A 26,929-nucleotide genomic window follows, 5' to 3' on the forward strand; every position below is an offset into this window, starting at 1 on the left:
TCAGGCCCTCTCGATGCGTTCGTGGGCGAGTTCGAGAGTCTCGATCGCGACGTCCGTGCCCTTGGCGCTGAAGTCGGGGCCGTCCCACTTGGCCGGCCAGGCCTCGAAGAAGTTCCAGCGCATGACCTCCTTGCCGGTGAGGTCGTTGAGGATGATGCTGCCGTTGCGCCTGGAGACCTTGCCCCGAGTGATGTCGCGGTACCAGTCGTACAGCTCGCGCGAATCGGTCAGCCCCCACTTCAGGGTGATGTTCGAGTACTTGGTCGGGCCGGGCAGCTTGCGGTTGGTGGTGTTGTCGCCGCCCTCCCGGTACTCGATCGGGTCGGTGCTGGCGCCGAAGCCCGAGCAGTCGGTGAAGCCGCCCTGGGTGATCCCGTCGATCTCCAGCAGGAAGTTGAAGTTGCGGTACGGATCGACACGCGCTCCTGTCGCCATCGATGACTCCTCGGGTTAGTTCGTGGGGATCTGGGAGAACTGGGCGATCCTGAAGACGACGAACTCCGCCGGCGTGACCGGGGCGACACCGATTTCGATGATCACCTGCCCGGCCTCGCGGATCTCCGGCGGGTTGGTCGAGGCGTCGCACTTCACGTAGAAGGCCTGCTCGGGCTGGGTGCCGAAGAGGGCGCCGTCACGCCAGACGCGGGTCAGGAACGCCGTGACACTCCGGGTGATCTGCTGCCAGAGGGGGTCGCTGTTGGGCTCGAAGACGGCGAACTGGGTGCCCTCGTCGATCGACTCGCGCAGGAAGTTCATCAGGCGGCGCACGTTGATGTAGCGGATCCTGGCGTTGTCCGAGGCGCCGAGCGTCCGTGCGCCCCACACCCGGATCGCGCCGTTGAGCGTGCGGATGACGTTGATCCCGTCGGGGTTCACCACGCCCTGCTCGGCCTTGGAGGTCTGGTAGGCGAGCCCGAGCGCGCCGCGCACCACCTCGTTGGCGGGTGCCTTGTGCACGCCGCGCAGGGTGTCGACGCGGGCGTAGATCCCGGCCATCAGGCCGCTGGGCGGGATGAGGATGTCCTTGCCGGTCGCCGGGTCCCTGACCTTGACGTACGGGAAGTAGATCGCCGCGTAGTCGCTGGTACTGGTCAGCCCGCCCATGATGGCGGCCTTCGTGACGGTGGTGACCCGCTGCCCGTCGAGGATGGCGAACCGGTCCTGCAGGTTGAGGTCAGCGCAGTGGTCGATCAGCGCCGTCTGCACGGCGTCGTCGAGCGCGCCGGGCGCGGCGACGATCGCGATCTCGTCGATCGCCGCGAACTTCGTCAGCACGCCGTTCACCTGGGCGAGGTCGTCGAGGTCGCCCACCCGGGCCACCCAGCAGACCGAGCCGCCGTTGTTGAAGAAGCCATACACCGAGTGGGCCAGCACCTGGTTTCCCGCGTCGAAGTCCCCGAAGTGGCGCTTGAACTGCTCGAAGCTGGTCACCTGGACCGGCTCGCCGGCCGCCGCCAGCGGGTACGGCGTCCCGTCGGGCGCGACCGGCATCTTGGCGCCGTCGGAGACTCCGACGAAGCCGCCGGTGCTGGTGCCCACACCGGAGATCGACGGAGTGAGCGGGACCTCCTCGACGTAGACGCCGGGCGTCTGGTAGCTGGGCATCGGAACTCCTTGTCTCAGGGGGCCAGTTCGATGTCGTACGGATCACCGGCGGAGGGGACGGTGACGGTTCTGCCGGACGCCGTGAAGCCGGGGGCGGTGGCGCGCAGCGCGTGGTCTCCGGCGCCGACGCGGGAGAACACGAAGCGTCCCGCGCCGTCGGTCGTGGCCGCGAAGGTCGCGTCGAGCGTGACGTCCGCGCCCTCGACGGGCAGGCCGGTCCCCGCCGCCCGCACGGTCCCGCCGATCGCGAACCGGGCCGCGCCCGCGGTCGCCGGGTCGAGGTCGTCGTCCAGGGTGACCTGCTTGGTCAGCACCGGAGGGCCCTCGGGCACGGCGTCCTGCGGGTCGATCGCGATCGTGACCATCAGGTGGAAGGACGGCCTCGGCGGCACGCCGAGCGCGCTCCAGAACTCCCCGAGGCTCCTGCTGTCATCCGTCTGGGCCACCCACACCTGGACCGGGAAGGGCTGGCCGGTCAGAGAGTTGCGCAGGTGGCCCGGCGGGACCAGGGGGAAGCGGCTGAGTTTGGCCAGCGCCAGGCCGAGGAGCCGGTGTTCCTCCTCGACACCGAGCGCGTCCGGCTTCTTCGACCAGGCCGTGACCAGGTAGTCGCAGTCGACCCGGAGGGGTGGCGTGCGGCGGACGAAGACCCCGCCGACCCGTTCCACGATGGGGACCGGGTCGCGCAGCAGGCGGTTCTCGTGCACGCCGTACAGGAAGAGGTCGAGGGTCGGCTGGACGAAGGCGAAACCCTTGTCCGGGGGTTTGAAGGTGATGTCCACGCCGGTCAGGGACGGCGGGACGGCGGGGTCGTCGAGCAGGGCGCGGATGGTCAGGTCCAGGTCCTGGAACACGGCTACCTCCGGTCCTCTCCGGCCCATCCGGCCAGGTGGCCGGCGTATTCGCCGATGTCGCCCGCCGACAGCACCCGGCCGATCTTCTGGTGCTCGCGCCAGGCCGCGCGGACGAGGTGGGTCATGCCGATCCGGCCGCCGTCGGCGCAGGCAAGGTAGGCAGAGGCCAGCACGATGTTCTTGATGTTGCCGCCGGACAGCCGGAACTGCCGGGCCAGGAAGGCGTGGTCGATGTCCTCCTCGACGGGCGCCTCGGGCGGCAGGAAGCCGCGCCACATCCGCTCCCGGTACGACTCGGTCGGCATCGGGAACTCCACGACGAAGTGCAGCCGCCGCAGGAAGGCGTCGTCGAGGTTCTCCCTCAGGTTCGTCGCGAGGATCGCGATGCCGTCGTACTGCTCCATCCGCTGCAGGAGGTAGGCGATCTCCAGGTTGGCGTACCGGTCGTGCGCGTCGCGTACCTCCGAGCGCTTGCCGAAGATGGCGTCCGCCTCGTCGAAGAACAGGACGGCGTTGGCGCTCTCCGCCGCCGTGAAGACCCGCTCCAGGTTCTTCTCGGTCTCGCCGATGTACTTGCTCACCACGGTCGCGAGATCGATCTGGTAGAGGTCGAGCCCGATCTCGGCGGCGACCACGCCCGCCGCCATCGTCTTGCCCGTGCCCGACGAGCCCACGAACAGCGCGCAGATCCCCCGGCCCAGCGCGAGCGCCCGGCCGAAGCCCCACTCGCCGAGGACCCGCCGCCGCTGCGCCACCCGGTCGCGCAGCTCGCGCAACTGGGCGAGGGTGTCCTCGGGCAGGATCAGGGAGTCCCACGAGTGGACCGGTTCGCTCTTGCGGGCCAGGGCCGCCAGCTCGTGACCGGACTGGGCGCGGGCCGCCGCGAACAGCTCCGCGGGCTGCGGCGCGCGGCGGGGGACGGTCGCGACCGCCTCGGCGATGCGGGTGGCGGTGAGCCGGTACCGGGTGGCCAGGTTCTCGACGAGGTGATCGTCCACGCCGATGCCGGCCGCCGCCAGTTCCCGCCGCCACCAGTGGCCCCGGGTCTCGGCCGACGGCGCGGGGAAGGGCACCACGACGACGCCCAGCGGCCCGCCCTCGCGCCCGTCGCCGGCCCACGGCTGCCGCCCGGCCAGCATGGTCGGCGGGCCGGCGCCCGAGACCTCGTGCAGCAGGCGCTCGTAGGCGCGCTCGCCCCGGATCGCGTCGACGCCGGTCACGAAGATGGCGCAGTCCTGGATCCACGCCTCGCGGAAGGCGACCCTGAGCACCTCGTCCAGCGGTGTCGGCGCCCCGGCAGCGAGCTCCAGGTCGACGGTCAGCAGCGCCAGCCCGCGCTCCGCCGCCAGCGCCTCGGCCGCGCCCCGCTGCCCGGCGTCCGGCGGACCGGCGAAGTACAGGCGGAGCGGAGGCGATCCGGGCCCGGCGTCCCGCGGCGGCAGGGCCTGTCGCGTGACCGCTTCCAGCGGTACGCTCGCGAGGCCGCCCCGCGGCCGGGCGAGCCGCGCGCACGGGGTGATCCGCGAGTCCAGGGTCGGCTGGCCGATCAGCAGGTGCAGGATCTGCTCGTCCACCCGCATCACCCGCCCGAGCAGCGGCTGGTACGGCTGGGCCGGGTCGGCGATCAGGTGCAGGAGGCCGTGCCGGACCAGCGGCGCATCGGCCGCGACCCGCCGCCGGGCCTCGATGCGTTCGGCCGCGGAGGCGCACAGCAGGTTGAGCGCGAGGTCGACGGTGGGCCGCCGCTTCGTCACGTCGTCCTGGAGGTAGGCGTAGAGCCGCTCGTAGCGCAGGTCGAGCTCCGGGGCCGTGGCAACGACCAGCAGGTCCAAGTCGAAGGGGGTGAGGTCGAAGGCTTGGGTGAGCCGGTTCAGCACGGCCCCGTGGTCGAGGTCGGGGGGCGGGTCGTCCGGGGGGAACAACGGTTCGCCCGGCTGTCGCCGTACCAGGCGGGTGACCTCGTCCGCGCCGATCACCAGGCCGCGGTAGGGGTCGTCGGCCGCGCCCGGCCCGTACACGTCGGCGGCGAGTTCCAGGGCGTGGGTGAGGAGGGCGTCGAGGCGGCGCAGCGCGGGCAGCAGCCCGAATCCGTGGAGGGCGACCGGTCCGTTCGTCAACGGCTCCCCCCTCCAGGGCCGTCCGCCTGCGCGGTGCCTGAGTTCCGTTGGATCCGCGGCATCGCCGTCGGGCAACGAGCCCACTGTGCGAACGCGGCGTCTCCGCAGCGTCACCGGCCCGTCTCCGCCGTGTCGCCCCCGGTGCGCCGTCAGGGGGCGGGCAGCCGTACGGTGACCGTTTTCGAGCTGCCGCCCCGGTCGGACAGCCGGCCGAAGGTGAGGGTGAGTCTCGTGCCGGTCGTGGCGCTCGCCAGGAGCGGGTGGGCGCGGAGCACCTCGGCCACGGGGCGGGCCCAGGTCACGGTCAGCTCGCTCAGGGCGCGGCGGGGATCGGAGACGGTGAGCGTGGCCGTACCGTCGCCGTGTTCCCTGAGCAGGACCGCGCACGGAGCGGAGGCGGTAAGGCGGCCGGCGGTGCCGTCGTTCCAGAAGTTGACGGCGGTGATCCCGAGCGACGGGATGTGGACTCCCTGCCTGCGGCCGGTGTTGGCGAGCACGTGCGCCCAGCCGGGGTCGGCGGCGCGGGCCCGGGTCTGCGCCAGGGTGGCGCCCGGCAGGAGCAGGTAGACGTAGTCGGCCGCGCGGGGGTCGGTGCCATGGTCGAGCCAGAGGGTCGCGTAGCCGCGGGTCGCCGAGCCGCCGGTGCGTTTCTCGCGCAGCGTGTTCAGGCGGGCGCCGCCGGGCAGGACGTAGCCGCCGTGGCCGTCCAGGTGCGCCCAGCCCTCCCGGTCGTCCACGATGAGGAGGGCGTCGGTTCTGCGGTTGTCCACGATGGTCTCGACCGGGACGCCGTCCTCGCCGGTGATCGCGGCGCCCAGGCAGAGCACCGCGTCGTCGAGGAAGAACCACGACTTGAAGGCCTCCATGGTGCTCTCGAAGCCGTTCAGGTGCTGGCCGACCGTCGCGTACCTGCCGTCGGTGGCGCCGCCCACCCACCGGCCCGGCGGGCAGGTGTCGCCCCATCCCTCGCCCGCGCCGTCGGGCAGCCGCCGGGTGGAGACGGTCGTGCCGGGCAGCCGGTAGGGGTCGACGGTCTGCCAGAAGAAGTCGGAGTACTGGTCGCCGTGGCCTTCGGCCCACCAGTAGAGCATTCCCGAGCCGGTGTGCCAGCCGCGCGTGTTCTCGCCGTTGCCGTGCTCGTAGTGGCCGATCCGGTAGGAGGCCATGCTGAGGCCCGCGCACCAGCCCGGCCGGCGATGGACGGCGCGGGCACTCATCGCCAGCAGCCGGTGCCCGGCGGGCTCGCTCGCGGCGGGGATCGCGTCGTCGTCCAGGATCGCGGCGAGCCGGGCGTGGAACCCCAGGTCGCCGCTCTCCTTGAGCATCGGCCTGACCGTGTCCCGCCGCGCCCACCCCTTCACCATCCCCTGCCAGCGGGCCCGCTCGGCGGCGGAGGCCGCCTCGCCCAGCAGCAGGATCGAGGCGGCGATCGCGTGTCCCCTCCGGTGGTCGCCGTACGGTTCCCTGCCGATGCCCCGGCCGCTGACCAGGTCCATGCAGAAGCCGTCGTGGACGACCGGCGCGAACGACCTCTCGACCATGTCGAACACGATCTGCAGGTTCGGGTCGGTGACCTCCCACGGCGAGCCGCGCAGCACCGCGAACAGCGTCGCGAGACCAGACAGCAGCACCGCTCCGTACCCGCCCTGGTAAGGGACGGAGGTGTGCTGGACGAAGGAGCCGTCCCGGTAGATCCCGTCGCCCTCGTGGACGTAGGGGAAGATCGGTGAGAGCGCCGAGACGGCCAGCGCGGCCTTGCCCGGGTCGGACCTGAGGGCGGCGCGCAGCAGCATCACCGTGCACAGGTCCACCCGGTTGGCGCCGGTGCTGGTGCCGCTGTAGTCGTCCAGACGGCATTCGGGGACGAAGTGGTCCACCGCATCCCGTAACTAACGCCCTGCTCTGTCGATCCGCCAGGTGCGGGCCGATCAGCACGGCCGCGTCGAGGAGCTTCTTGGGGGTGCCGATCTGCCAGTCCCACCAGTTTCCGGCCGGGTCCGCGCCCGCGGCGTACACCTGCCGCCGGTAGTGGTCGACGCCGGTGGCGACGGCCGCGGCCAGGTTCGCGTCGCCGGTCAGCCCCGTGCCCGGCAGGGCGTACGCGCGGGCCATGGTCCGCAGCCGCGCCGGGGTCTCGGCGAAGGACGGGAACCCCAGCCCGGGCCAGAGCGACCCGCCGGCCGGCGCCATGGTGTCCCGATATCCGGCCGCCACCGCCCCCAGCTTCGCCAACCGGCTCCGGTACGGCTCCGCCCCCGCGTCGAACCCCGCCCCCGCCGTCACGTCCCGCCAGCGACGGCGCAGCGCGGCGAAGGCATCCTCCCCCGGGACCAGCGTTCCGGCCACGGCGGCACCACTGAGCCGGAGAAATAATCGCCTGGAGTACCCGCGCACGCCTCCATTATCGAACGTAACTCAAAGTGATCATATGATGACGCTATGCTACGAGGCATGTGTTCGGATGCCTGCGCGGTCTGCCATCACCACCTTCGGACGGCGCATGAGCGCGGGCCCGCGGAGCTGGACATGCTCCGCTGGCCGCTCACCCGCCTGCACGCGCTGCGCGACGAGCGGCTGCGCGCGCTGATCGCGACGGCCAAGCGGCACTCCCCCTGGCACGCCGACCGGCTGCGCTCGATAGACCCCGACACCTTCGACCCCCGCCGGCTGGCGGACATACCGCCCATGACCAAGGCCGACCTCATGGCGAACTGGGACCGGATCGTCACCGACCGGCGCCTCACCTTCGAGTCCGCCGCCGGCCACCTGCGGCACATGGCCGAGCACGGTCCCGCCCACCTGCTGGACGGCTTCAACGTCGTGGCCAGCAGCGGCTCCAGCGGGCAGCGCGGGGTGGTGTGCTGGGACCGGCCCGGCTGGCTCACCTCGGGGCTGGTGTGGTGGCGGCTGCTGGCGGGCACCTCCCCGGCGCTCGCGGCCGGGGAGGGGAGGATGGCCGTGCTGGCCATCGGGACACCCGCCCAGGTCAGCAGCCAGGTGCTGCGGACCTTCGGCCCACTGGTCGGTTCCTGCCGGTTCTTCCCCGTCACGCTGCCGAAGGACGAGCTCATCGCCCGGCTGAACGCCTACCAGCCCACCGAGCTGTTCGGGTACAGCCACGTCCTGGCCGATCTGGCCACCTGGACCGGCAGCGGGCTCGCCGTCGCCCCCCGCCACGTGATCTCCCTCTCCGAACCGCTGACCGCCGCCGACCGCGCGACGATCGAGACCGCCTTCGGCGTCGGCGTCTGCGACCTGTACGGCACCTCGGAGACCGGCCTGCTGGCGATGTCCCGCCCCGGACAGGCCGAGCTGCACCTGGTGGAGGATGTCGCGGTCTACGAGCCGGTGGACCGGCACGGCAGCCCGGCGCCGGAGGGCACGACGGCGGCCTCGCTCCTGGTCACCAACGTGGTGAACCACGTCATGCCGCTCATCCGCTACCAGATCTGCGACGAGGTGACCCTGCTCCCCGCCCGGCGGGACGACCCCCGGCACGACGACCTCCGGCACGACGACGCCTGGAGCGGCAGGCGCCTGGCGCCGGTCCAGGGGCGCAGCGTGCCGCCGTTCCGCTACCCGGGGGGAGCGGTGGTGGACTGCTCCGTGTTCAGCGTGCCGCTGACGGCGGTCCCGCGCATCGACGCCTACCAGGTTCGACAGACCGCTCAGGGGGCCGACATCCGGCTGCGCCTGCGCGGCGACGGCGACCTGGATGCCCTGGAACCTCTGCGGCATCAGGTGATCAGCCGACTACGCAGCCCCGAACTGCCCGACCCGCAGGTCGTCATCACCGTGGTCGAGCAGCTCGACCGGCTGCCCAGCGGCAAACTGCCCTGCTTCATCAGCCTCTGACCTCTCGGGAGAGACAGTGGACATCCTCAGCGCGGCCCCCTTCGCCAAGCCATCGGTCTTCCGGCCCGGTATCGAGGAGTACGCCGAGCGGCACACCACCCCCACCCATCCCGAGCTGGACGCGCTCGCCGCGCGCACGCGCGAGGTGTGCCCGGAGTTCTCCGGCATGATGACCTCCCCCGCCCAGATCACCTTCCTCGGCATGCTCGCGTCGATGGTCCGGGCCGAGCGCATCCTTGAGGCGGGCACCTTCACCGGCTACTCCGCCCTCGGCATGGCGCGCGTCCTGCCCGACTACGGCGAGCTGGTCACCGTGGACGACTACTCGGTCGACGACCGCGCCAGGCAGCTCGCCCTGGACGCGTTCGCCGCGAGCCCGTACGGCGGGCGCGTCCGCCTCGTCGAAGCGGACGCGATCGCCGCCCTGAACAGCGAAACCGGCCCGTTCGACCTCATCTTCCTGGACGCGAACAAGCCCTGCCACCGCGCCTGCTACGAGATCATCATGAGCCGGAACCTGCTGGCGCCCAACGGCGTCCTGGTCATCGACAACACCTTGTGGTGCGGCCTCGTGCTGGACCCGCCCGTCCCCGGCAGCGCGCACACCGACCCGATGGAACGCCTCATGGCCGCCTGGGCCCACGACGTGGTGGCCCTCAACGCGCACATCGCCGGGGACCCGCGCGTGACGAACGCGCTCCTCACGGTCAGGGACGGCATGTCCCTCATCCGCCACGCCCACTGAAGACAACTCAGAGTATCCATTCAGCTACTAGTAGTGACAAAGGTCGATCGGTAGACATCAGTTGAACGCTCTCCACCTGAAGGAGAAACGCTGATGAAGGCACCAACCGCGGCAGAGGTGTGGCGGCCCGACTCGTTCCAGTTCTTCAGGTAGCGGGCGGCGGTGCCTGCGCGAGGTGAGATGTGGTTCGCCGTCCTCCCCGACGGCGAGGCGGGTCTCGCCGCGGTCGGGATGCTGCGCTCGCGGACGACCCAGGTGGTCGAGCACGCGTCGGGCCGGCCGTGGCTGATCGGCCAATGGCCCGACGACCAGCTGCGCCTGGTCCGCGCGGGATCGACGCAGGCGGCGGTGATCGGGCGCTGTCCGATCACCGCCCACCTGGCCGCCCGGCTGGCGCGGATGCGGCACATCGAGCAGATCGAGCAGGTGGCCGCCGGCCTGCCCGGCAGTTTCCACCTGGCCGCCTCGGCGGGCGGCCGGACCCGGGTGCGGGGCAGCGTCTCGGCGGTACGGCGGGTCTTCCACGCCCGGCTGGCCGGGGCGACCGTGGCCGCCAGCCGCTCCGACGTCCTGGCTCGGGCGATCGGCGCGCCGGTGGACGAGCGGGTCCTGGCCGCGCGGCTGCTCCCCGGCGGGGTGGTCCATCCGCTGGAGGACGCCTGCGTGTGGCGGGGCGTCAGCGCGGTGCCGGCCGACCACGGCCTGTCGCTCGAACCCGACGGCAGGGCGTTCATCCGGCGGTGGTGGCAGGTGCCGTACCCGGTGCTGCCGCTGGGTGAAGGGGCGTTGGTGGTGCGCGAGGCGCTGGTGGCGGCCGTGGACTCCTGCGTCCGCGATGGCGGCGTCCTCAGTGCGGACCTCTCCGGGGGGCTCGGCTCCACCAGTTTGTGTCATCTGGCCGCGCGTGGATCGGCGCGCCTGGTCACCGTCCACTGCGAGGGCATGGACCCGGGCGGCGACGACGGCCTGTGGGCCCGCCGGGCGGCGGCCGGACTGCCGAACGCCACGCACCTCACGGTGAGCCGCGACGAACTGCCGCTGTGGTTCGCCGGGCTGGGCGAGCGGCCGGCGGCGCTGGAGGAGCCGTCCGGCTGGGTCCGTGACGCGGCCCGGCTGGCCGCCCTGGCCGGGCGGATGACCACCGCCGGTTCACGGCTGCACCTCATGGGCGGCGGCGGGAACGAGCTGTTCAGCCCCCTGCCCTGTTACCTGCACGACCTGATCCGGCGCCGCCCGCTGACCGCCCTGATGCACCTGCGCAAGCGCCGGGCCCGGTGGCGACAGCCGTGGTGGACGGTGCTGCGCGCCCTGGCCGAGCACACCACCCACAGCGCATGGCTGGCCGCGCGCGCCGGTGACCTCGGTACCCGCCCGGCTCCCGCGGATCCGTACTCGATGGCCTGGGGTCCCGCGCTGCGCATGCCCACCTGGGCCACCCCGGCGGCGGTGCACGCGGCGCGCGAGGTGCTGGCCGGGATCGCCGCCGCCGACCCGCCGCCGCTCGCGCCGCAGCGCGCCCAGCACACGGCGCTGCTCCACGCGCGCACCAGCGGCAACGGCATCCGCCGGATCGACCAGGCCACCTCCCGCCTCGGCCTGACGTACACCGCGCCGTTCCTCGACGACGCCGTCATCGAGGCCGCGCTGTCGGTACGGCCGCACGAACGCATGGCGCTCGCCCCCTACAAGCCGCTGCTGACCGCCGCGATGGACGGCATCGTGCCCGCCCCCATCCTGAACCGCAGAACCAAGGACGAGTTCGGCGCCGGCTTCTACGCCGGGCTGGGCCGCCACCGGATCGAGTTACTGGAGATGTTCGCCGACTCCGAGCTCGCCCGGCTGGGGCTGATCGACACCGGCGTGCTGCGCTCCGCCCTGGTCGGCCCCCACCCGCAGCCGGACGTCATGGGCCCCCTGTCCCAGACGCTGGCCTGCGAGATCTGGCTGCGCTCACTGACCACCACGGCGACGGGAGACACCCGATGACCCTCTCCCGACGGTAATCTGAGGTGGGGTCGGCGGAGGAGGCGGGATGAGCGGCAGGGCGGTGGTTTTGCCGAGGCTTGTGCTGCTGGTCGCCGTACTGCTGGGGATCGGGCTCATGTACGCCGGGGCTCATCTGTGCGGCCCGGCTCCGTCCATGGCGGGTGTCTGCGCGCACGGCGACGGGCCTGCCGAGGTGGTCGCCGCGCAGGAGCAGCCCGCCGGTGAGAATCCGTTCGTGCTCTGTCTGGCCGCGATCTCGGCGCTGCTGATCGCCGGTGTGGTGCTCGTGCTGCGGCTGGGGCGGATCCCGGCCGAGGGCGGGGGCGCGCGGGAGCGGCCGGTGTCGTTGCCCGCCGTGCGGGGGTCGCCGCCCGTGTTCGGGCTGGTCGTTCAACGGGTCGCGGTTCTGCGGGTGTAGCGGGGCCGTGGCCAGGTGTGGCCTGGTCGACGGGTTTCTGTACACCTCGACACAACCGTGAGCGATCCATGACTTCGATCGATCGACGGTTCTTCCTGCGTGCCGGACTGGCCGCCGCAGGGGGAGCCTTGCTTTCCGCGTGCTCCGACAGCACGAGTTTCGTCCAGCCCACGAGCGAGCGGGTGCGGGCGGCCGAGGCGGCGCGCCGCCCGGGGAAGGTCAGGGAGTTCGTCCTGACCGCCCGGGAGGGCCAGGCCGACCTCGGCGGGCCGAGCGTCAAGACCTGGCTGTACGGCGAGCGCCTGCCGGGCGAGGCGATCCGCGTCAACGCCGGGGAGGTCGTCAGGGCGCGGCTGGTGAACCGGCTGCCGCAGCCGACGACGGTGCACTGGCACGGCCTGGCGTTGCGCAACGACGCCGACGGGGTGCCGGGGGTGACCCAGCCGAACATCGCCGCGAACGCGGAGCACGTGTACGAGTTCACCGCCCCGCATCCCGGGACCTACTGGTTCCATCCGCATCACGGCACACAGCTCGACCGGGGGCTGTACGCGCCGCTGATCGTCGAGGATCCGCGGGAGCCGCTCGGGTACGACGCCGAGTGGGTCGTCGTCCTGGACGACTGGATGGACGGCGTCACCGGCACCCCGGACGACGTCCTGACCGAGCTGACCTCCATGAGCGGCATGGACGGCATGGACGGCATGGGCGACATGTCGGGCGGCGGGCACGAGGGGCACGGCGCCATGGCGACCGAAAAGCCGTCGGAGAAGCCGTCAGCACAGCCGTCTGGAAAGCCCAGCTGGCCGCACATGATGATGAACGCCGAGAGCGACCTGCTCGGCGGCGACGCGGGAGACGTCTACTACCCGCACTTCCTGGTCAACGGCCGCGTCCCGGCGGCCCCCGAGACCTTCACCGCCAAGCCGGGCACCCGCCTCAGGATCAGGCTGATCAACGCGGGCGGCGACACTGCGTTCCGGGTCTCGCTGGGCGGCCACACGATGACGGTGACCCACACCGACGGCTTCCCGGTGGACCACGTCGAGACCGACGCGCTGCTGCTGGGCATGGGCGAGCGCTACGACGTGCTGGTACACCTCAAGGACGGCGTCTTCCCGCTGGTGGCCCTGGCCGAGGGCAAGCGCGCGCTGGCCAGGGCGCTGGTCCGTACGGCCAAGGGCGCCCGCGCGCCGGAGGCGGACGCCCGGCCGGCGGAGCTGGAGGGCAGGTTGGCGGGCTACGACCAGCTCAGGCCGGCGGCAGCCGTACGGCTGGCGCAGAAGGCCCCGGATCGGACGGTCACCCTCGAACTCACCGGAAGCATGGCGAAGTACGACTGGGCGATCAACGGCCGGAAGTACGACCCGAAGGTGATGGAGCCGATCGCGGCCGGTGAGCGGGTGAGGTTGTCGTTCGTGAACGCGAGCCTGATGTGGCATCCGATGCACCTGCACGGTCACACCTTCGCCCTGGGCGGCACCGGCGTGCGCAAGGACACCGCGATCGTGCTCCCGGGCCAGACCGTGCACGCCGACTTCGACGCCGACAATCCGGGCCTGTGGATGATCCACTGCCACAACCTCTACCACGCCGAGGCCGGGATGATGTCCCTGCTCGGCTACCAGGCCTGAAGGGAGCCAGCGATGGTGATCAAGAAGTTGGGGGCGCTCCTGCTCGCGGCGGCGGTCCTCACGGCCTGCGGTACCGGTACACCCGAGCAGAGGCCGGAGAAAGAGGCCGCCGACCCGGGCGTCGGGCACATCCACGGGCTGGGCGTCGACCCGGGCACCGGCAAGGTCTACGTCGCCGGTCACTACGGCCTGTTCACGGTCGAGGGCGGGAAACTGGCCCGGGTGGGCGATCGCGACGCCGACCACATGGGCTTCACGGTCGCGGGGCCCGGCGCCTTCTACGCCAGCGGCCATCCGGCGGCCGGTGACATCCAGGGCGGCCAGGCGCCGCACCTGGGGCTCATCCGGTCGGCCGACGCCGGGCGCACCTGGCAGCAGGTGGCGCTGGCCGGCCAGGCGGACTTCCACGCCCTGCAGGTCGCGGGCACGGTCGTGTACGGCTACGACAGCCAGACCGGCCAGATCTGGCGCGGCTCCGAGGGCGGCGAGAACCTGCGCGCCAAGGCCAGGCTCGACCTGCTCGACCTGGCCTCGGGCACGAACGCGCCGGACACCGTGTACGCGACCACCCCGGACGGCGTGCGGGTCAGCACCGACGGGGGCGCGTCCTTCAAGCCGCTGAAGGGCGCCCCGCTGCTCGCCTTCCTCGATGTCACCGGCGCGGACCGGCTGGTGGGCGTGGCCCCGGACGGGCAGGTGCACGCGAGCACCGACAACGGCGCGACCTGGCAGCCCGGGGGCCGCCTGCCGATGCAGGCTGTGGCCTTCACCGCGGTGTCGGCCGACCGCCTGCTGGCCGCGTCCATGGACGGCACCGTGTACGAGTCCACCAACGCCGGAAAGGACTTCACCACGCTGCACCGGCCGTGAGGACGCGAGCGCCCGGTGAACGGGCGCTCGCCTCCCCAATGAGTGGTCGGATATATCATCTGGACAACAGATGATTACCTGAGGAGGCCGGGATGCCCGACTACGGGCACGACCTGATGTTCGGCACGTTCATCACCCCCAGCGCCCACCGCGGCGTCCAGGAGGCTCTGCCCGCGTCCTTGCGCGGCAAGGCGATCGCCCCCGGCGACGCCGCCTATCCGGGAGTCCGGCACAGTTACTCCTGGCCCGGCTCGCCCGCTCTGGTCCTCCGCCCCGAGAACGCCGACGAGGTTGTCACCGCGCTGGCCTACGTCCGCGCCCAGGAGCTCCCCCTGGCGGTGCGCAGCGGCGGGCACGGCATCAGCGGCCGATCCACCAACGACGGCGGCATCGTCATCGACCTGGCCGAACTGAACCGCGTCGAGGTCCTCGACCGCGCGAGCGGGCGCGTCCGCCTCGAACCGGGCGCCCGCTGGGGCGAGGTCGCCCGGAAACTCGCCCCGTACGGCCTGGCGATGAGCTCCGGCGACTCCGGCGGCGTCGGCGTCGGCGGCCTGACCACGACGGGCGGCATCGGCTACCTGGCCCGCAAGCACGGTCTGACCATCGACCACGTCACCGCCGTCGAGATGGTCCTCGCCGACGGCACCCAGGTCCGCGCCGACCGGGACCACCACCCCGACCTGTTCTGGGCCGTGCGCGGCGCGGGCGGCAACTTCGGCGTGGTCACCGCATTCGAGCTGGAGGCGTACGAGGTCGGCGACGTGGTCTACGCGGGGCTCGTGGTGGACGCCACCGAGACCGCCGCGTTCCTGCGGCGCTGGGGGCGGCTGGTCGAGGAGGCGCCCCGGGAGATCACCAGCTTCCTGACCCTGGCGCCCGCCCGTGGCGGCAATCCGCCGGTGGCGCAGATGACGCTCGTCTACGCCGGGGACGAGGTCGAGGCGGCGCAGGACGCGCTCAGCCCGTTCCTGGGCGCGGGGCCGGTGCTGGACCAGCAGGCGGCGGTCGTGCCGTACCCGGAGCTCGTGCGGGCTTCTGGGCAGCGGCATGAGGGGCATGGGCTGGCCGAGGTGCGGTCGGGGCTGGTGGAGCACGTCACGCCTGAGATCGCGGCCGGGGTGGAGGGGATGCTGCACGCGGGTGACACCCTGTTCACGCAGTTCCGCTCGGTGGGCGGGGCGGTCAACGACGTACCGGCGCAGGCCACCGCCTACCCGCACAGGACGCAGAACTTCTCCCTGCTCGCGGCCACCGTCCCCGTGCTGTCGGCCCGCCTGAACAAGCGCTGGGAGGCGTTGCGCGAGCACCTGAACGGCCTCTACCTCAGCTTCGAGACCGACACCAGCCCGGAACGCCTCGCCGACGCCTTCCCCGAACCGGCGCTGAGCAGGCTGCGCGCCCTCAAGCAAATCCACGACCCCGACAACGTCTTCAACGGCAACTTCCCCATCCGCTGAGACGATCAGGGCGGTGCCGTAACGACCCGTTTAGTGTGCTGTTACGGTAGAGCGCTGATACGCCGTGACGTCATGTCGGCAACGTCATCGGCACAAAAGTCTGGTGACGGGGGCGTACGGTGCTGCGACGGTCGGCGTTCGCGCCATTGCTGGATCGCTTCCACCATCCCGCGCAGGTCGTCGTCGGCGGGTTCGGCACAGTGATCCTCATCGGCACCGTCCTGCTCACGCTGCCGATCTCCACCACGACCGGCGAGTCCGCCGGGTGGGTCGCCGGGCTGTTCACCGCGACCTCCGCCGTGTGCGTGACCGGGCTGGTCATCGTCGACACCTCCGCGCACTGGTCGGTCTTCGGCCAGGTGGTCATCGCCGCGCTCGTCCAGGTGGGCGGGCTCGGCATCATGACGCTCGCCACGCTGTTCACCGTGCTCGTCTCGAAACGGCTCGGCCTGCGCGCCCGGCTGTTCGCGCAGACGGAGAGCAAGCTGCTCAGCGCCGCGGGCATGCGCCGGGTGGTGCGCAACGTCGTGCTGTTCAGCCTGATCTCCGAGACGATCGTGGCCGTCGTCCTCACCCTCCGCCTGATGATCGGGTACGGCGAGCCGCTCGGCCGCGCCGCCTACCTCGGCGCCTTCCACGCGGTCTCCGCCTTCAACAACGCCGGCTTCGCCCTGTGGCCCGACAACCTCATGCGCTTCGTGGGCGACGCCTGGATCTGCCTGACCATCGCCGCCGCGGTGGTCGTCGGCGGCCTCGGCTTCCCCGTGGTGTTCGAGCTGCTGCGCTCGTGGCGACGGCCCCGCACCTGGTCGCTGCTGACCAGGGTCACCCTGACGCTCACCGTCATCCTGATCGGCGTGGGCACGCTGGCGTTCCTGACCGCCGAGTGGCGCAATCCGGGCACGATGGGCCCACTGCAGGACTCCGACAAGCTCCTGGCCAGTCTGTTCGCCTCCGCCATGACCCGCTCGGGCGGCTTCAACTCGGTGGACATCGCGCAGATGAACCCGTCGAGCTGGCTGGTCACCGACGTGCTGATGTTCATCGGCGGCGGCAGCGCGGGCACGGCGGGCGGCATCAAGGTCACCACCGTCGGCCTGCTGGCGTACGTGGTGTGGGCCGAGTTGCGCGGGGAGACGCGGGTGAACATCGCGCACCGGCGACTGCCCGAGACGTCGCAGCGGCAGGCCCTGTCCATCACGCTGCTCGGTGTCTCGCTGGTGACCGCGGGTACGTACACCCTGCTGGTGCTCACGCCGTTCTCGCTGGACCAGGTGCTGTTCGAGGTGATCTCGGCGTTCGCCACCAACGGGCTGTCCACGGGCATCACCTCCGGCATCCCGGTGGCCGGGCACATCGTGCTGAGCATCCTGATGTTCGCGGGCCGTATCGGTCCGCTGACCCTGGGCTCCGCGCTCGCCCTGAAGGAGCGCACCCGCCGCTACGACCTACCCGAGGAGCGAGTCATCGTTGGCTGAGAAAAGGAACGACCCGGTCGTGGTGATCGGGCTGGGCCGCTTCGGCAGCTCGCTCGCCCTGGAGCTGGTCCGGCGCGGCACCGAGGTGCTGGCGATCGACCACCGGGCCAAGGTGGTGCAGAGCCTGGCCGGGCAGATCACCCAGATCGCCGTCGCGGACTCCACCGACATCGAGGCGCTGCGCCAGCTCGGCGTGCCCGACTTCTACCGGGCGGTCGTGGCCATAGGGGGTGACCTGGAGGCCAGCATCCTGACCGCGTCCCTGCTGGTCGAGCTGGAGATCGACGACGTCTGGGCCAAGGCGGTCAGCAAGCAGCACGGCCGCATCCTCAACCGCCTCGGCGTCCAGCACGTGGTCTTCCCCGAGCACGACATGGGCGAGCGGGTGGCCCACCTGGTGAGCGGTCGGCTGATCGACTACATGCAGGTGGACGAGAACTTCGCGCTGATCACCACCCGGCCGCCGAAGGAGTTCGTCGGCATCCCGCTGGGCCGCTCCAACCTGCGCCGCAAGTTCGGGGTGACGATCGTGGCGGTCAAGAGCGAGGGCGAGGAGTTCACCTACGCCACCGCGGACACCGAACTCGACTACAGCGACATCATCATCGTCTCGGGCCGCACCGAGGCGGTCGAACGATTCGGGGAACTCGGTTAAAAACGCAACCCGGTTAACATAGGCGCATGAGCGAGCACGCCGGGCTGCGCGCCCGCAAGAAGGAGCGCACCCGCCAGGTCCTGTCCGACACCGCGATCGCCATGTTCCTGGCCGACGGCTTCGACCGGGTGTCGGTGGCCGACATCGCGGCGGCGGCCGAGGTGTCCAAGCCGACGCTGTTCCGCCACTTCGCGGCCAAGGAGGACCTGATCCTGCACCGCATCGCCGACCATCAGGGCGAGGCGGGCAGGGTGGTGCGCGACCGCCGTTCCGGCGAGACTCCGCTGGCGGCGCTGCACCGGCACTTCCGCGCCGGGCTGGACGCGCGCGAGCCGGTGACCGGGTTGTGCGATGTGCCGGAGGTGCTGGCTTTCCACCGGTTGGTGTTCGACACGCCGACCGTCGCCACCCGCGTGGCCGAATACGGCGCGGCCGACACGAGTGCGCTGGCCGAAGCGCTGGCCGACGCGGTCCCGGCGCCCCCACTCGCCCCGCGGTTGATAGCCGCCCAAATCATCGCCGTGCAACAGACGCTTTCCCGGAACAACTGGGCCGAACTGGCGGCAGGCCGGACCGCGGCGGAGGTGTATCCGGCGGCGGTCGAGGCGGCCGACCTTGCCTTCTCCCTGCTCAGCGGGGGTGCGGAAGTTCTGGGCTACTGACGCGTACTGCCAGGGAACCACCAGGGTGAGTGACTACCCTCCACGGCATGAGCTGGCAGCGCAAGATCAACAAGGTGCTGGCCCAGCACGCGGGATTCCAGATCAACAGGGTAGGAAAAGAAGAGTACGCCGTTCCGGCGCGTGAGGCCGTGGTCAGACCGCCGGCCGATCATCAGATCGACCGCCTGCTGCGGCGGCCCGTCTTCATCCTCTCCCCCGTCCGATCGGGCTCGACCCTGCTCCGTTCCATGCTGAACGCCCACTCCGCCGTACACGCCCCGCACGAGCTGCACGTCAGGCGGCTCGGCGTGGATTTCGGCACCACGCTGGCCGAGCAGGCGATGGACGCCCTCGGCCACAACCGGGCCGACCTGGAGCATCTGTTGTGGGATCGGGTCCTCCACCGCGAGCTGGTGCGCAGCGGCAAGCAGATCATCGTCGACAAGACCCCCGCCAACGCCTTCGCCCACCGGCGGATCACCACCTGCTGGCCCGACGCCAGGTTCGTCTTCCTGCTGCGGCACCCGGCCTCCATCGCGACCTCCTGGCACGAGGCCAGCCCGGACAGGCGCACGCCCACCCAGGCCGCCGCCGATGCCCTGCGGTACATGAAGGCGGTCCAGCGGGCCCGCGAGGCGCTGGACGGGCTGACCGTGCGCTACGAGGACCTGACCGCCGACCCCGAAGGCCAGACCAGGGCCGTCTGCGACTTCCTGGAGATCCTCTGGGAGCCCGCGATGCTCAGCTACGGCGACCAGGCAGTGCTGCGCAAGGGGCTGGGCGACTGGAAGGACAAGATCCGCTCGGGCGAGGTGCAGCCCGGCCGGGAACTGCCCGCCCCGCACCAGGTCCCCGAAGCGCTCAAACCGATCTCCCGAACCTGGGGCTACCTGCGATGAGGATCCGCTATGTGCTGCTGCACGCCTACGGCATGGGCGGCACGATCAGGACGGTGTTCAACCAGGCCAACGCGATGGTCGCGCTGGGCCACCAGGTGGAGGTGGCCAGCGTGGTCCGGCGTCGCGACCTGCCCCGCTTCGAGCTGGACCCGCGCGTCACCCTGATCCCGCTGGTGGACCAGCGCGACGGCGCCGGCCAGGACTCGGTCGCGCGCAAGCTCTGGCGGCGACTCCGCGGCAAGATCGTCCCGTACGGCGAGCCCGCCGCCGCCTTCTTCACCGAGCGGGCCGAGAAGGCGGTCATCGACTACGTCTCCACCCTCGACGGCGGCATCCTGGTGACGACCAGGCCCGCCCTGAACCTCATCGCGGCCCGCCGCGCCCCCGCCGGCGTGATCAAGGTCGGCCAGGAGCACATGAACCTGGCCACCCACCGCGAGCCCGTACGCCGCCAGATCGCCCGGCACTACCGCCGCCTCGACGCGGTCACCGTGCTCACCGCCACCGACCGCCTGGAGTACCGGCGGCTACTGCCGGACACGCCCGTCGTGCAGATCCCCAACGCGCTCCCGCCGCTGCCGGGGAACTTGTCGAGGCAGGAGCACCCGGTCGTGGTGGCCGCCGGGCGGCTGGTCGCGCAGAAGGGCTTCGACCTGCTCATCCCGGCCTTCGCCCAGGTGGCCGCCCGGCACCCCGAATGGCGGCTGCGCATCTTCGGCGCCGGCCCGCGCAAGGAACGGCTGAGCGCGCTCATCGAGGAGCACGGCATGGGCGCCCACATCTCGCTGAAGGGCCGCTCCGACCGCCTCTACGACGAGATGGCCAGGGCCTCGATCTACGCGCTCAGCTCACGCCACGAGGGGCTGCCGATGGTGATGATCGAGGCCATGGCGCACGCGCTGCCGATCGTCGCCTTCGACTGCCCCACGGGGCCGAAGGACGTGCTCACCCACGACGTCGACGGCCTGCTCGTCCCACCCGAGGACGTCGACGGGCTGGCCGCCGCGCTCAACCGCCTGGTGGAGGACCCCCACCTGCGGGTACGGCTGGGCGCGGCGGCGGCCGAGACGGCCAGGGAGTACTCGGCCGACGCCGTGATGCCGCTCTGGGAGGACCTGTTCAACGAACTGCTGGCCAAGGAGCCCGTCACCGACAGCTTCAGGCCATCAGGGCGGTGATGCGCTCCCGGTCCCAGGCGCCGTCGGCGACCACCAGCGAGTGGGCGAGGTCCAGGGTGTCGCCCGGGGCGAGCCGTACCTCCTCGGAGAAGGCGATCGACGGGTTGACGGCCGCGAACGGCTCGGTGCGGACGAACCAGGTGGCCTCCCCGGTGAACACCAGGGTGGAGGAGCGGTCCACCTCGTCGTGCTGACCGACGAAGGCCAGCCAGGAGGCGGTACGGCCCATCATCTCCGGCCCCCCGCCGCCGTCCGAGGCGAGCACCTCGCCGCCGGTGAACGAGCGCGGCCCGCGCCAGAACAGCCCGCTGTAGCCCGCCATGGGCCTGCCGTTGGTGGTCGGGCTGCCGAACATCAGGTCCTCGCCGCGTACGTTCCGCAGTGTCGTGGCGAAGTCGAGCCGCCACCAGCCCTCGCCCTCGACGACCGCGATCGTCCGGGTCTCGTCGATCCAGTGCTCGCCCTCCTGGGTCCACCAGGTCAGCCGCTCGACGCCCGGCGAGAGCCACTCCTCGTGCCGGATGGCGCCGTTGTTCGGCAGGTCGACGTAGGCCCGCTCGGCGTGTACATAGCTGCCGCCGCCCCAGAAGTTCTGGCCGGACAGCCAGGAGGCGGTCATCTGCAGGCCCTTGTGCCAGCGGTGGTCGTGCGGGCGGTACCCGGTCACGAGGTCGCCGCTCAGCGTGCGCAGCGGGTGGAAGTACGGCTTGGGCGACTCGTACTGCGGCATGTCGGGCCGGTACACATACCGCATCACCTCGACGCCGCCGAGCTCCGCGACCAGTTCGGTTCCCGTGTCCTTCACAGGGCCATGCCCCCGTTCATCTGGTGGTGGAAGGGACTGTCGGGGGTCAGCTCGGCTCGGGTGACGGGCCTGCCGGTGAGCGCCGAGGCGTAGAGGCCGGCCACCAGTTCCAGCGTGCCGCGGGCCTCGGGGCCGCTGACCGGTGGGCGTTCGCCGCGCTCGAAGGCGTCCAGCAGGTCGGCGAGCTGGGCGGTGTGTGAGCTGGGCACGTCCTCGCCGGGCTGCCAGAGGGGGGAGGTGGAGGTCCAGTCGGCGTTGCGGTAGCCGTACAGGTGGCTCAGTTCGACCGTGGCGTCGGCGAAGTCGAAGCGCAGGTAGCTCTCCTCGCGGCGGGACAGCAGGCTGTTGACCACGCTGGCCATCGCGCCGTTCGCGAAGCGGACGATCGCCATGGAGACGTCCTCGGCCTCGGTGTCGCGGTCGAGCCGCCCGGCCATCGCGCGCACCTCCTCCCACTCGCCGAGGACCGACAGCATGAGGTCCATCTGGTGGATGCCGTGCCCCATGGTGGGACCGCCGCCCTCGGTGTCCCACTTGCCGCGCCAGGGCACCGCGAAGTAGTCGTGGTCGCGGAACCACGTGGTCGTGCACAGCGCCACCAGTGGCCGCCCGAGCGCGCCGCCCGCCACCAGCTCGCGCAGGTGCCGCGCACCGGACCCGAACCGGTGCTGGAAGACCACCGACGAGTACGGCCCGGCCGCGCCCTCGGCCGCCGCGATGGCGTCGTACTCGGCCAGCGACAGGCAGAGCGGCTTCTCGCACCACACCCACGCCCCGGCCCGCAGGCAGGCGACCACCTGGGCCGCGTGCAGGAAGGGCGGCGTGCAGATGTGCACGAGGTCAGGCCGCTCGGCCTCCAGCATCTCCTCCAGCGAGGTGTACGCGGCGGGGACGGCGTACTCGGCACAGAACGCCTTGACCCGCCCCTCGTCCACGTCGACGGCGGCGACCACCTCCGCCCGGTGGGCCTGGGCGGCGAGCGCGGGGATGTGGCAGCTTCCGGCGATCCCGCCTGTGCCGACGATGGCGACGCGGACCATACGGCTCCTCCTCAATGGTAAGCGCTTTCCAGCCTAGTTGCTAAGGATCATCGTAGTAAGTCCCCCTAAGCCTTCAGGTTGTGCAGCGCCCCCACATGTGGGATCTCTCTGGGATATGACAGCAGCTCTCGCGGCGGGCGACCCCGAGCGAATCGGCGGCTACGCCCTGGCGGGCCGCCTCGGCAGCGGCGGGCAGGGCGTGGTCTACGAGGGGTACGGCGAGAGCGGCGAACGCGTGGCCGTCAAGGTCCTGCACGTCGAGTCGTCGCTGCGCCGGCCGTTCGGCAAGGAGGTCGCCGCCGCCCGCCGGGTGGCCGCCTTCTGCACCGCCCGCATCCTGGCCGCCGACCTGGACGGGGACCGGCCGTACATCGTCAGCGAGTTCGTCGACGGACCCAGCCTGCGGCAGGCCGTCACCGAGTACGGCCCCTACACCGGGGACGCCCTGCTGCGGCTGGCCATCGGGACCGCCACCGCGATGGCCGCCATCCACGACGCGGGCGTGGCCCACTGCGACCTCAAGCCCGACAACGTCCTGCTCGGCCCGGACGGGCCCAGGGTGATCGACTTCGGGATCGCGCGGATCGTGGACCACTCGCTGACCGCCTCGCGCGGCGTGGTCGGCACCCCCGGCTATATGTCGCCCGAGTTGTTCTCCGGCGGCCTGCCCGGACCTGCGACCGACGTGTTCGCCTGGGGCGCGGTCATGGTGTTCGCCGCGACCGGCCAGGCGCCGTTCGAGCGCGACCACGTGGCCGCGGTCATCCACCAGGTGCTGCGCTCCGAGGTGGACCTGACCCGCCTGGACCACCCGCTGCGCGGCCTGGTCGCCGCCGCGCTCGCCAAGGACCCCGCCGCCCGGCCCGGCGCCCGCGACCTGCTCCTCGGCCTGCTCGGCGGCGGACAGCCCGGCGACCCGCACGCCACCCTGCCCCCCTCCCCGGCCGGTGACCTGCTCGACGCGGGCAGCCGGGCCGCCGCGGGGCTGGCCGGGTCGCCCGGCGTGCCTCCGCTGGGCGACCGGGCCGAGCGCGCCTTCGCGGAGCTGTCCCCCGGCGCCCAAGGGCTCGCCGCCCAGCTCCTGCTCCGCATGGTCAGGCCCGGCGAGGCGGGCGACGACCTGGTCAGCGTCGACCCCGGCGAGGTGGCGGGGCTGAGCGGCGAGACCACGATCGAGCCGGTGCTGGACGTGCTCAACGAGGGCGGCATCGTGCGCGGCAACGGATCCGGCGTGGGGATCGCCAACCCCGCGCTGCTGAAGGCGTGGCCCCGGCTGCGCGACCTGGTCGCCGAGGAGCGCGAAGGACTGGCCACCTACCAGCGACTACGGGAGGCGGCCAGGAGCTGGAACCAGTACGGCCGCCGCGAAGGCGACCTGTACAACGGCGTGGCCCTGGAACAGGCCACCGCCTGGGCCGCCACCGCCCGGCGGCGCCTGGAGCTGAGCCCCGTCGAACGCTCCTTCCTCACCGGCAGCGCCGGGCTGGCCAGGCGCAGGGCCAGGCGGCGGCGGGCGCTGTCCGGTGTGCTGGCCGTCCTGCTGATCGGCGCGACCGCGCTGGCCGGACTGGCGGAGCTGAACCGCCGCGAGGCCCAGGACGCCAAGGTCACCATCGCCGCGCAGCGCGACGAGGCGGTCGCCCGCGGCCTCGCGGCCAAGGCGGACACGCTGCGCGAGTCGGACCCGGCAGCCGCGCTGCTGCTCAGCGCGGCCGCCGCCCGGATCGCGCGGGTACCGGACACCGAGCACGCGCTGATCGGGTCGCTGGGCCAGCCCGACGTGGTCCGCCGGGTCAGCCAGGCCATCGGGGTCGGCGAGGACGGCCGCTCGCTGATCGAGGTCTCGAACGGCACCGCGACCGTGACCGACGCGATCACGGGGGCGACGGTCGCCACGGTCCGGGGGGTGCCGAAGGACGTGCGGCGCGCACACCTGTCGATGGACCGGTCACGGCTCGCGCTCGCCTCCTGCTCCGACGTCTACTGCGGAGACGAGACCATCACCGTGACCCTGTGGCTGACCGAGACCGGCGTGCGAACGGACAAGGTGGTGCTGGAGCCGGAGGAGGACAACAGCCTGATCATGCTGGCCTTCGACGGCCACCAGGTGGTGCGCAGGAAGGCCGAGTGCGGCCGGTCCCCCGTGGTCGTCGGGCAGGCGGCGGCCCTGGGCCTTCGGGCTTGCTCGACGGACAAGGGGTTCGGCCTCACCGACGGCGACGGGCGGGTGACGGCCTCACGGCTGATCGACAACAAGAGAGAAGTCGAGCAGGCCGTGCTCGGTCCCGACGGACGCATGCTGGCCGTGCAGTGGCACCGCGAGACCGACACCTCGTCGCTGCGCGGCGTCGATCTCTGGACGGTGGACGGCACCCGGATCGGCAAGCACCTCGCCCGCGGCGTCTACCCCGAGTACCAGCCGGTGGCCGACGGCAGTTCCGGCTCGGGGGAGTGCGAGCTGGGACAACTGGTCCTCGGTGACGTGCTCACCACCGAGCGATGCGGCCAGGTGATCATCTGGAGTCACCTCGACAGCGACCCGGACAGCCCGCCGGACCTTCCCGGCGACGAGTTGTCGCCCGACGTGGCGAGCATGGGGCAACTGGCCCGCTACGAGCACTCCCGGGGCGTGCAGGTGAACGCCACGCAGGACGGCCGCTTCCTGACCATCGTCGGCGGGGGTGACCTGCGCGTGGCCGACACGAGCGCGTACGCGCGGAAGGGGTCGGCCGCGCTCCGAGCGCTCAGGTCCGCCGCGTTCAGCCCCGACGGCCGGATGATGGCGGCGATGGACGACACGGCACTCCACCTGACGGACATCACCACGGGCAGGACACGGGTGATCAAGGAGAAGTGGGTCTCCCCCAACCCGTCGCAGACCCTCGAGAACCAGCCCATGCCGCCGATCCGGTTCTCACCCGACGGGCGACTGGTGGCGGTGAACGGCGACCAGGCCGAGGTGGTGCTGGTGGAGGCGGCCACCGGAAAGGTGACAGGCAGGCTCACCGTGCCGCATGACCGGACCCCCGTCCCTGACGTGCCGTCCTCGACCAAGGGGGACATCCTGGCGATGGACTTCGCGCCCGACGGCAAGACCCTGGCGATGGCCACCGACATCACGGCCGGCGACGTCGGCGACCACGTCCGGGTGTGGGACCTGACCGCGGCGCGGGAGGTCGCCCAGATCCCGGTACTGGCGGAGAGCGTCTACTTCAGCGCCGACGGGAAAAGCCTCATCACCGGGCACCTCGACTCGGGTCTGTGCGCCATAGACCTGGCCGTGCGGAAGTCCACCTGCCCTGACGACAGCAGGGATCGCGGCTTCCGGCTGTCCGGATACGTCACCGGCCCGCTCGGCTTCTCCCCCGACCGCAAGCACATGCTGCTGCGCCTGGGCGGTGGTTCGGTCGTCCTCTGGGACCCGGTCACCGGGAAGATCACCAGCAAGATCATGCGCGGTCACACCGGCCGCTGGATCTCGGCGGCCGCCTTCTCCCCGGACGGCAGGCTGCTGGCCACCGGCGGCTACGACAACCTCGTCGTCCTCTGGGACCTGGCGAGCGGCACAGCCATCGGACGCCCGTTCCGCCACCACGGCGACGTGCTCGCGGTGGCCTTCGCCGCCGACGGCAGGACGCTGCACAGCGTGGACGTCTCCGGCGCTGCGCACGTCCAGCGCCTGGACCCCGAAGGGGCGGCACACGCCGTCTGCGCCAAGGCCGGACGCGACCTCACCGACGAGGAGCGCCGCCTCCACGGCGTCCCGGTCAGCCGGGCGTGCCAGGGGTGACGCGGAGACCGGCGAACAGGTCGTCCTCGCGGTCGGGCGCGTCCACCGTGCAGCGCATCCTGATGAAGCCCTCCCGGGAGAAGACGCGGGCCTGGGCGTCGTCGGGCATGCGCAGCAGGAAGATGCTGTCGGTCTGGCTCTCGTGCGCCCGCAACGCCTTCACCTTGTGCTGCACGTACGCCGAGACGTCCACCGTGGCGGTGATCTGCTCCTCGGGGACGCCGAAGTCGTCGGGCAGCTCGAAGTCGCCCATCTCCATCCCGGCGGCGCGCAGGTCGTCGAACATGCCCTTCGCGCCCTCGCGCGAGGCGGCCGCGTAGTAGAGCTTGGCGGGGATCCCGGTCGCCTCGGTCGCCGCGACCGCGACGCGGTGCGCCTGGATGTGGTCGGGGTGGCCGTAGCCGCCGTTCTCGTCATAGGTGACCACGACGTCCGGCCGGTACCGCTCCATCAGCTCCGCCAGCCGGGCCGCGGCCTGCTCCAAGGGGATGTTGCAGAAGGCGCCGGGGTCGTCGTTGCCGGCCCAGCCGTCCATGCCCGAGTCGCGGTAGCCCAGCAGTTCCACATCGGAGATGCCCAGGTGGGACGCCGACTCGCGCAGCTCGGCCAGCCTGCGCTCGGCGACCGCGGCGTCGTCGTGGCCGTCCTCGCCGGGCTTCACCCCGCCGGGCCCGTCCCCCTGCTCACCGTTCGTGCAGGTGACCAGGACCGTGCGGATGCCCTCCTCCGCGTACCGGGCGAGAATCCCACCGGTGCTGATGACCTCGTCGTCCGGATGGGCGTGCACGGCCATGATCGTCAGCGCTCGGTCCATGAGATCCCCAATCCTCAGTAATGGTCCGCCCCTACTGTACGGCGAGCGAGCCGCCAGGATCGCG

21 protein-coding genes and 1 pseudogene are annotated in these 26,929 nt (G+C 71.8%); 13 read left to right on the forward strand and 9 right to left on the reverse strand.

Features of this window, described 5'->3' with window-relative positions:
• The 6 genes and pseudogenes from ABZ911_RS17895 to ABZ911_RS17920 all read right to left on the reverse strand — a co-directional run.
• A complete protein-coding gene (locus ABZ911_RS17895; protein ID WP_358056459.1) occupies positions 1-435 on the reverse strand; it encodes a phage tail protein in 435 nt (144 codons plus the stop codon).
• Positions 436-450: 15 nt separating this feature from the next.
• Positions 451-1,605, reverse strand: a complete 1,155-nt coding sequence (locus tag ABZ911_RS17900; protein ID WP_358056461.1) for a phage tail sheath subtilisin-like domain-containing protein — start codon at positions 1,603-1,605, stop codon at positions 451-453.
• A gap of 14 nt (positions 1,606-1,619) precedes the next feature.
• Positions 1,620-2,459, reverse strand: a complete 840-nt coding sequence (locus ABZ911_RS17905; protein ID WP_358056463.1) for a Pvc16 family protein — start codon at positions 2,457-2,459, stop codon at positions 1,620-1,622.
• Positions 2,460-2,461: 2 nt separating this feature from the next.
• Positions 2,462-4,576: an ATP-binding protein gene (locus ABZ911_RS17910; protein ID WP_358056872.1), complete on the reverse strand. Its 2,115-nt coding sequence runs from the start codon at positions 4,574-4,576 to the stop codon at positions 2,462-2,464.
• 149 nt (positions 4,577-4,725) lie between these two features.
• A complete protein-coding gene (locus ABZ911_RS17915; RefSeq protein ID WP_358056465.1) occupies positions 4,726-6,453 on the reverse strand; it encodes a polysaccharide lyase 8 family protein in 1,728 nt (575 codons plus the stop codon).
• A gap of 88 nt (positions 6,454-6,541) precedes the next feature.
• Positions 6,542-6,970 (reverse strand): annotated as a pseudogene (locus ABZ911_RS17920) (lyase); the annotation flags it as partial.
• Between the two features lie 132 nt (positions 6,971-7,102).
• Between ABZ911_RS17920 and ABZ911_RS17925 the strand changes: the two are divergent.
• From ABZ911_RS17925 to ABZ911_RS17980, 12 genes are all read left to right on the forward strand, one after another.
• Positions 7,103-8,431, forward strand: coding sequence for a hypothetical protein (locus ABZ911_RS17925; protein ID WP_358056467.1), 1,329 nt, complete (start codon positions 7,103-7,105; stop codon positions 8,429-8,431).
• A 16-nt stretch (positions 8,432-8,447) separates the two neighbouring features.
• The gene (locus ABZ911_RS17930; protein ID WP_358056469.1) at positions 8,448-9,176 is read left to right on the forward strand and encodes a class I SAM-dependent methyltransferase; all 729 of its coding nucleotides are present in this window, start codon (positions 8,448-8,450) and stop codon (positions 9,174-9,176) included.
• A 180-nt stretch (positions 9,177-9,356) separates the two neighbouring features.
• On the forward strand, positions 9,357-11,162 hold the full coding sequence (locus tag ABZ911_RS17935; protein WP_358056471.1) for an asparagine synthase-related protein: 1,806 nt from the start codon (positions 9,357-9,359) through the stop codon (positions 11,160-11,162).
• Positions 11,163-11,208: 46 nt separating this feature from the next.
• Complete coding sequence (locus ABZ911_RS17940; protein ID WP_358056473.1) at positions 11,209-11,580, forward strand: hypothetical protein; 372 nt, start codon at positions 11,209-11,211, stop codon at positions 11,578-11,580.
• Positions 11,581-11,648: 68 nt separating this feature from the next.
• Positions 11,649-13,214 (forward strand): multicopper oxidase family protein, encoded by a 1,566-nt coding sequence (locus ABZ911_RS17945; RefSeq protein ID WP_358056474.1) that lies wholly within the window; start codon positions 11,649-11,651, stop codon positions 13,212-13,214.
• Between the two features lie 12 nt (positions 13,215-13,226).
• Complete coding sequence (locus ABZ911_RS17950) at positions 13,227-14,084, forward strand: F510_1955 family glycosylhydrolase (protein WP_358056475.1); 858 nt, start codon at positions 13,227-13,229, stop codon at positions 14,082-14,084.
• 92 nt (positions 14,085-14,176) lie between these two features.
• Positions 14,177-15,544, forward strand: coding sequence for an FAD-binding oxidoreductase (locus ABZ911_RS17955; RefSeq protein WP_358056477.1), 1,368 nt, complete (start codon positions 14,177-14,179; stop codon positions 15,542-15,544).
• Positions 15,545-15,663: 119 nt separating this feature from the next.
• Entirely contained in the window at positions 15,664-17,022 is a 1,359-nt protein-coding gene (locus ABZ911_RS17960; protein ID WP_358056479.1) for a potassium transporter TrkG, read from the forward strand.
• The gene (locus tag ABZ911_RS17965) at positions 17,015-17,677 is read left to right on the forward strand and encodes a TrkA family potassium uptake protein (RefSeq protein ID WP_358056481.1); all 663 of its coding nucleotides are present in this window, start codon (positions 17,015-17,017) and stop codon (positions 17,675-17,677) included. The genes ABZ911_RS17960 and ABZ911_RS17965 overlap by 8 nt, the downstream gene beginning before the upstream one ends.
• A 26-nt stretch (positions 17,678-17,703) precedes the next feature.
• A complete protein-coding gene (locus ABZ911_RS17970; protein ID WP_358056483.1) occupies positions 17,704-18,339 on the forward strand; it encodes a TetR family transcriptional regulator in 636 nt (211 codons plus the stop codon).
• 47 nt (positions 18,340-18,386) lie between these two features.
• Positions 18,387-19,238 carry a sulfotransferase gene (locus ABZ911_RS17975; protein ID WP_358056485.1) on the forward strand — a complete coding sequence of 284 codons (852 nt, stop codon included), beginning with the start codon at positions 18,387-18,389 and terminating at the stop codon, positions 19,236-19,238.
• Complete coding sequence (locus ABZ911_RS17980; protein WP_358056487.1) at positions 19,235-20,416, forward strand: glycosyltransferase family 4 protein; 1,182 nt, start codon at positions 19,235-19,237, stop codon at positions 20,414-20,416. The genes ABZ911_RS17975 and ABZ911_RS17980 overlap by 4 nt, the downstream gene beginning before the upstream one ends.
• Here ABZ911_RS17980 and ABZ911_RS17985 read toward each other — a convergent pair.
• Both ABZ911_RS17985 and ABZ911_RS17990 read right to left on the reverse strand, forming a co-directional pair.
• Positions 20,397-21,221, reverse strand: a complete 825-nt coding sequence (locus ABZ911_RS17985; protein ID WP_358056489.1) for a PmoA family protein — start codon at positions 21,219-21,221, stop codon at positions 20,397-20,399. The genes ABZ911_RS17980 and ABZ911_RS17985 overlap by 20 nt on opposite strands.
• Complete coding sequence (locus ABZ911_RS17990) at positions 21,218-22,261, reverse strand: Gfo/Idh/MocA family oxidoreductase (protein WP_358056491.1); 1,044 nt, start codon at positions 22,259-22,261, stop codon at positions 21,218-21,220. The genes ABZ911_RS17985 and ABZ911_RS17990 overlap by 4 nt, the downstream gene beginning before the upstream one ends.
• 115 nt (positions 22,262-22,376) lie before the next feature.
• Between ABZ911_RS17990 and ABZ911_RS17995 the strand changes: the two genes are divergently transcribed.
• A complete protein-coding gene (locus ABZ911_RS17995; RefSeq protein WP_358056493.1) occupies positions 22,377-26,051 on the forward strand; it encodes a serine/threonine-protein kinase in 3,675 nt (1,224 codons plus the stop codon).
• Here ABZ911_RS17995 and ABZ911_RS18000 read toward each other — a convergent pair.
• Positions 26,029-26,865, reverse strand: coding sequence for a PIG-L family deacetylase (locus ABZ911_RS18000; RefSeq protein WP_358056495.1), 837 nt, complete (start codon positions 26,863-26,865; stop codon positions 26,029-26,031). The genes ABZ911_RS17995 and ABZ911_RS18000 overlap by 23 nt on opposite strands.
• Positions 26,866-26,929: the final 64 nt, after the last annotated feature.

The organism is Nonomuraea sp. NPDC046570 (genome assembly GCF_040645915.1).
GTDB lineage: Bacteria > Actinomycetota > Actinomycetes > Streptosporangiales > Streptosporangiaceae > Nonomuraea.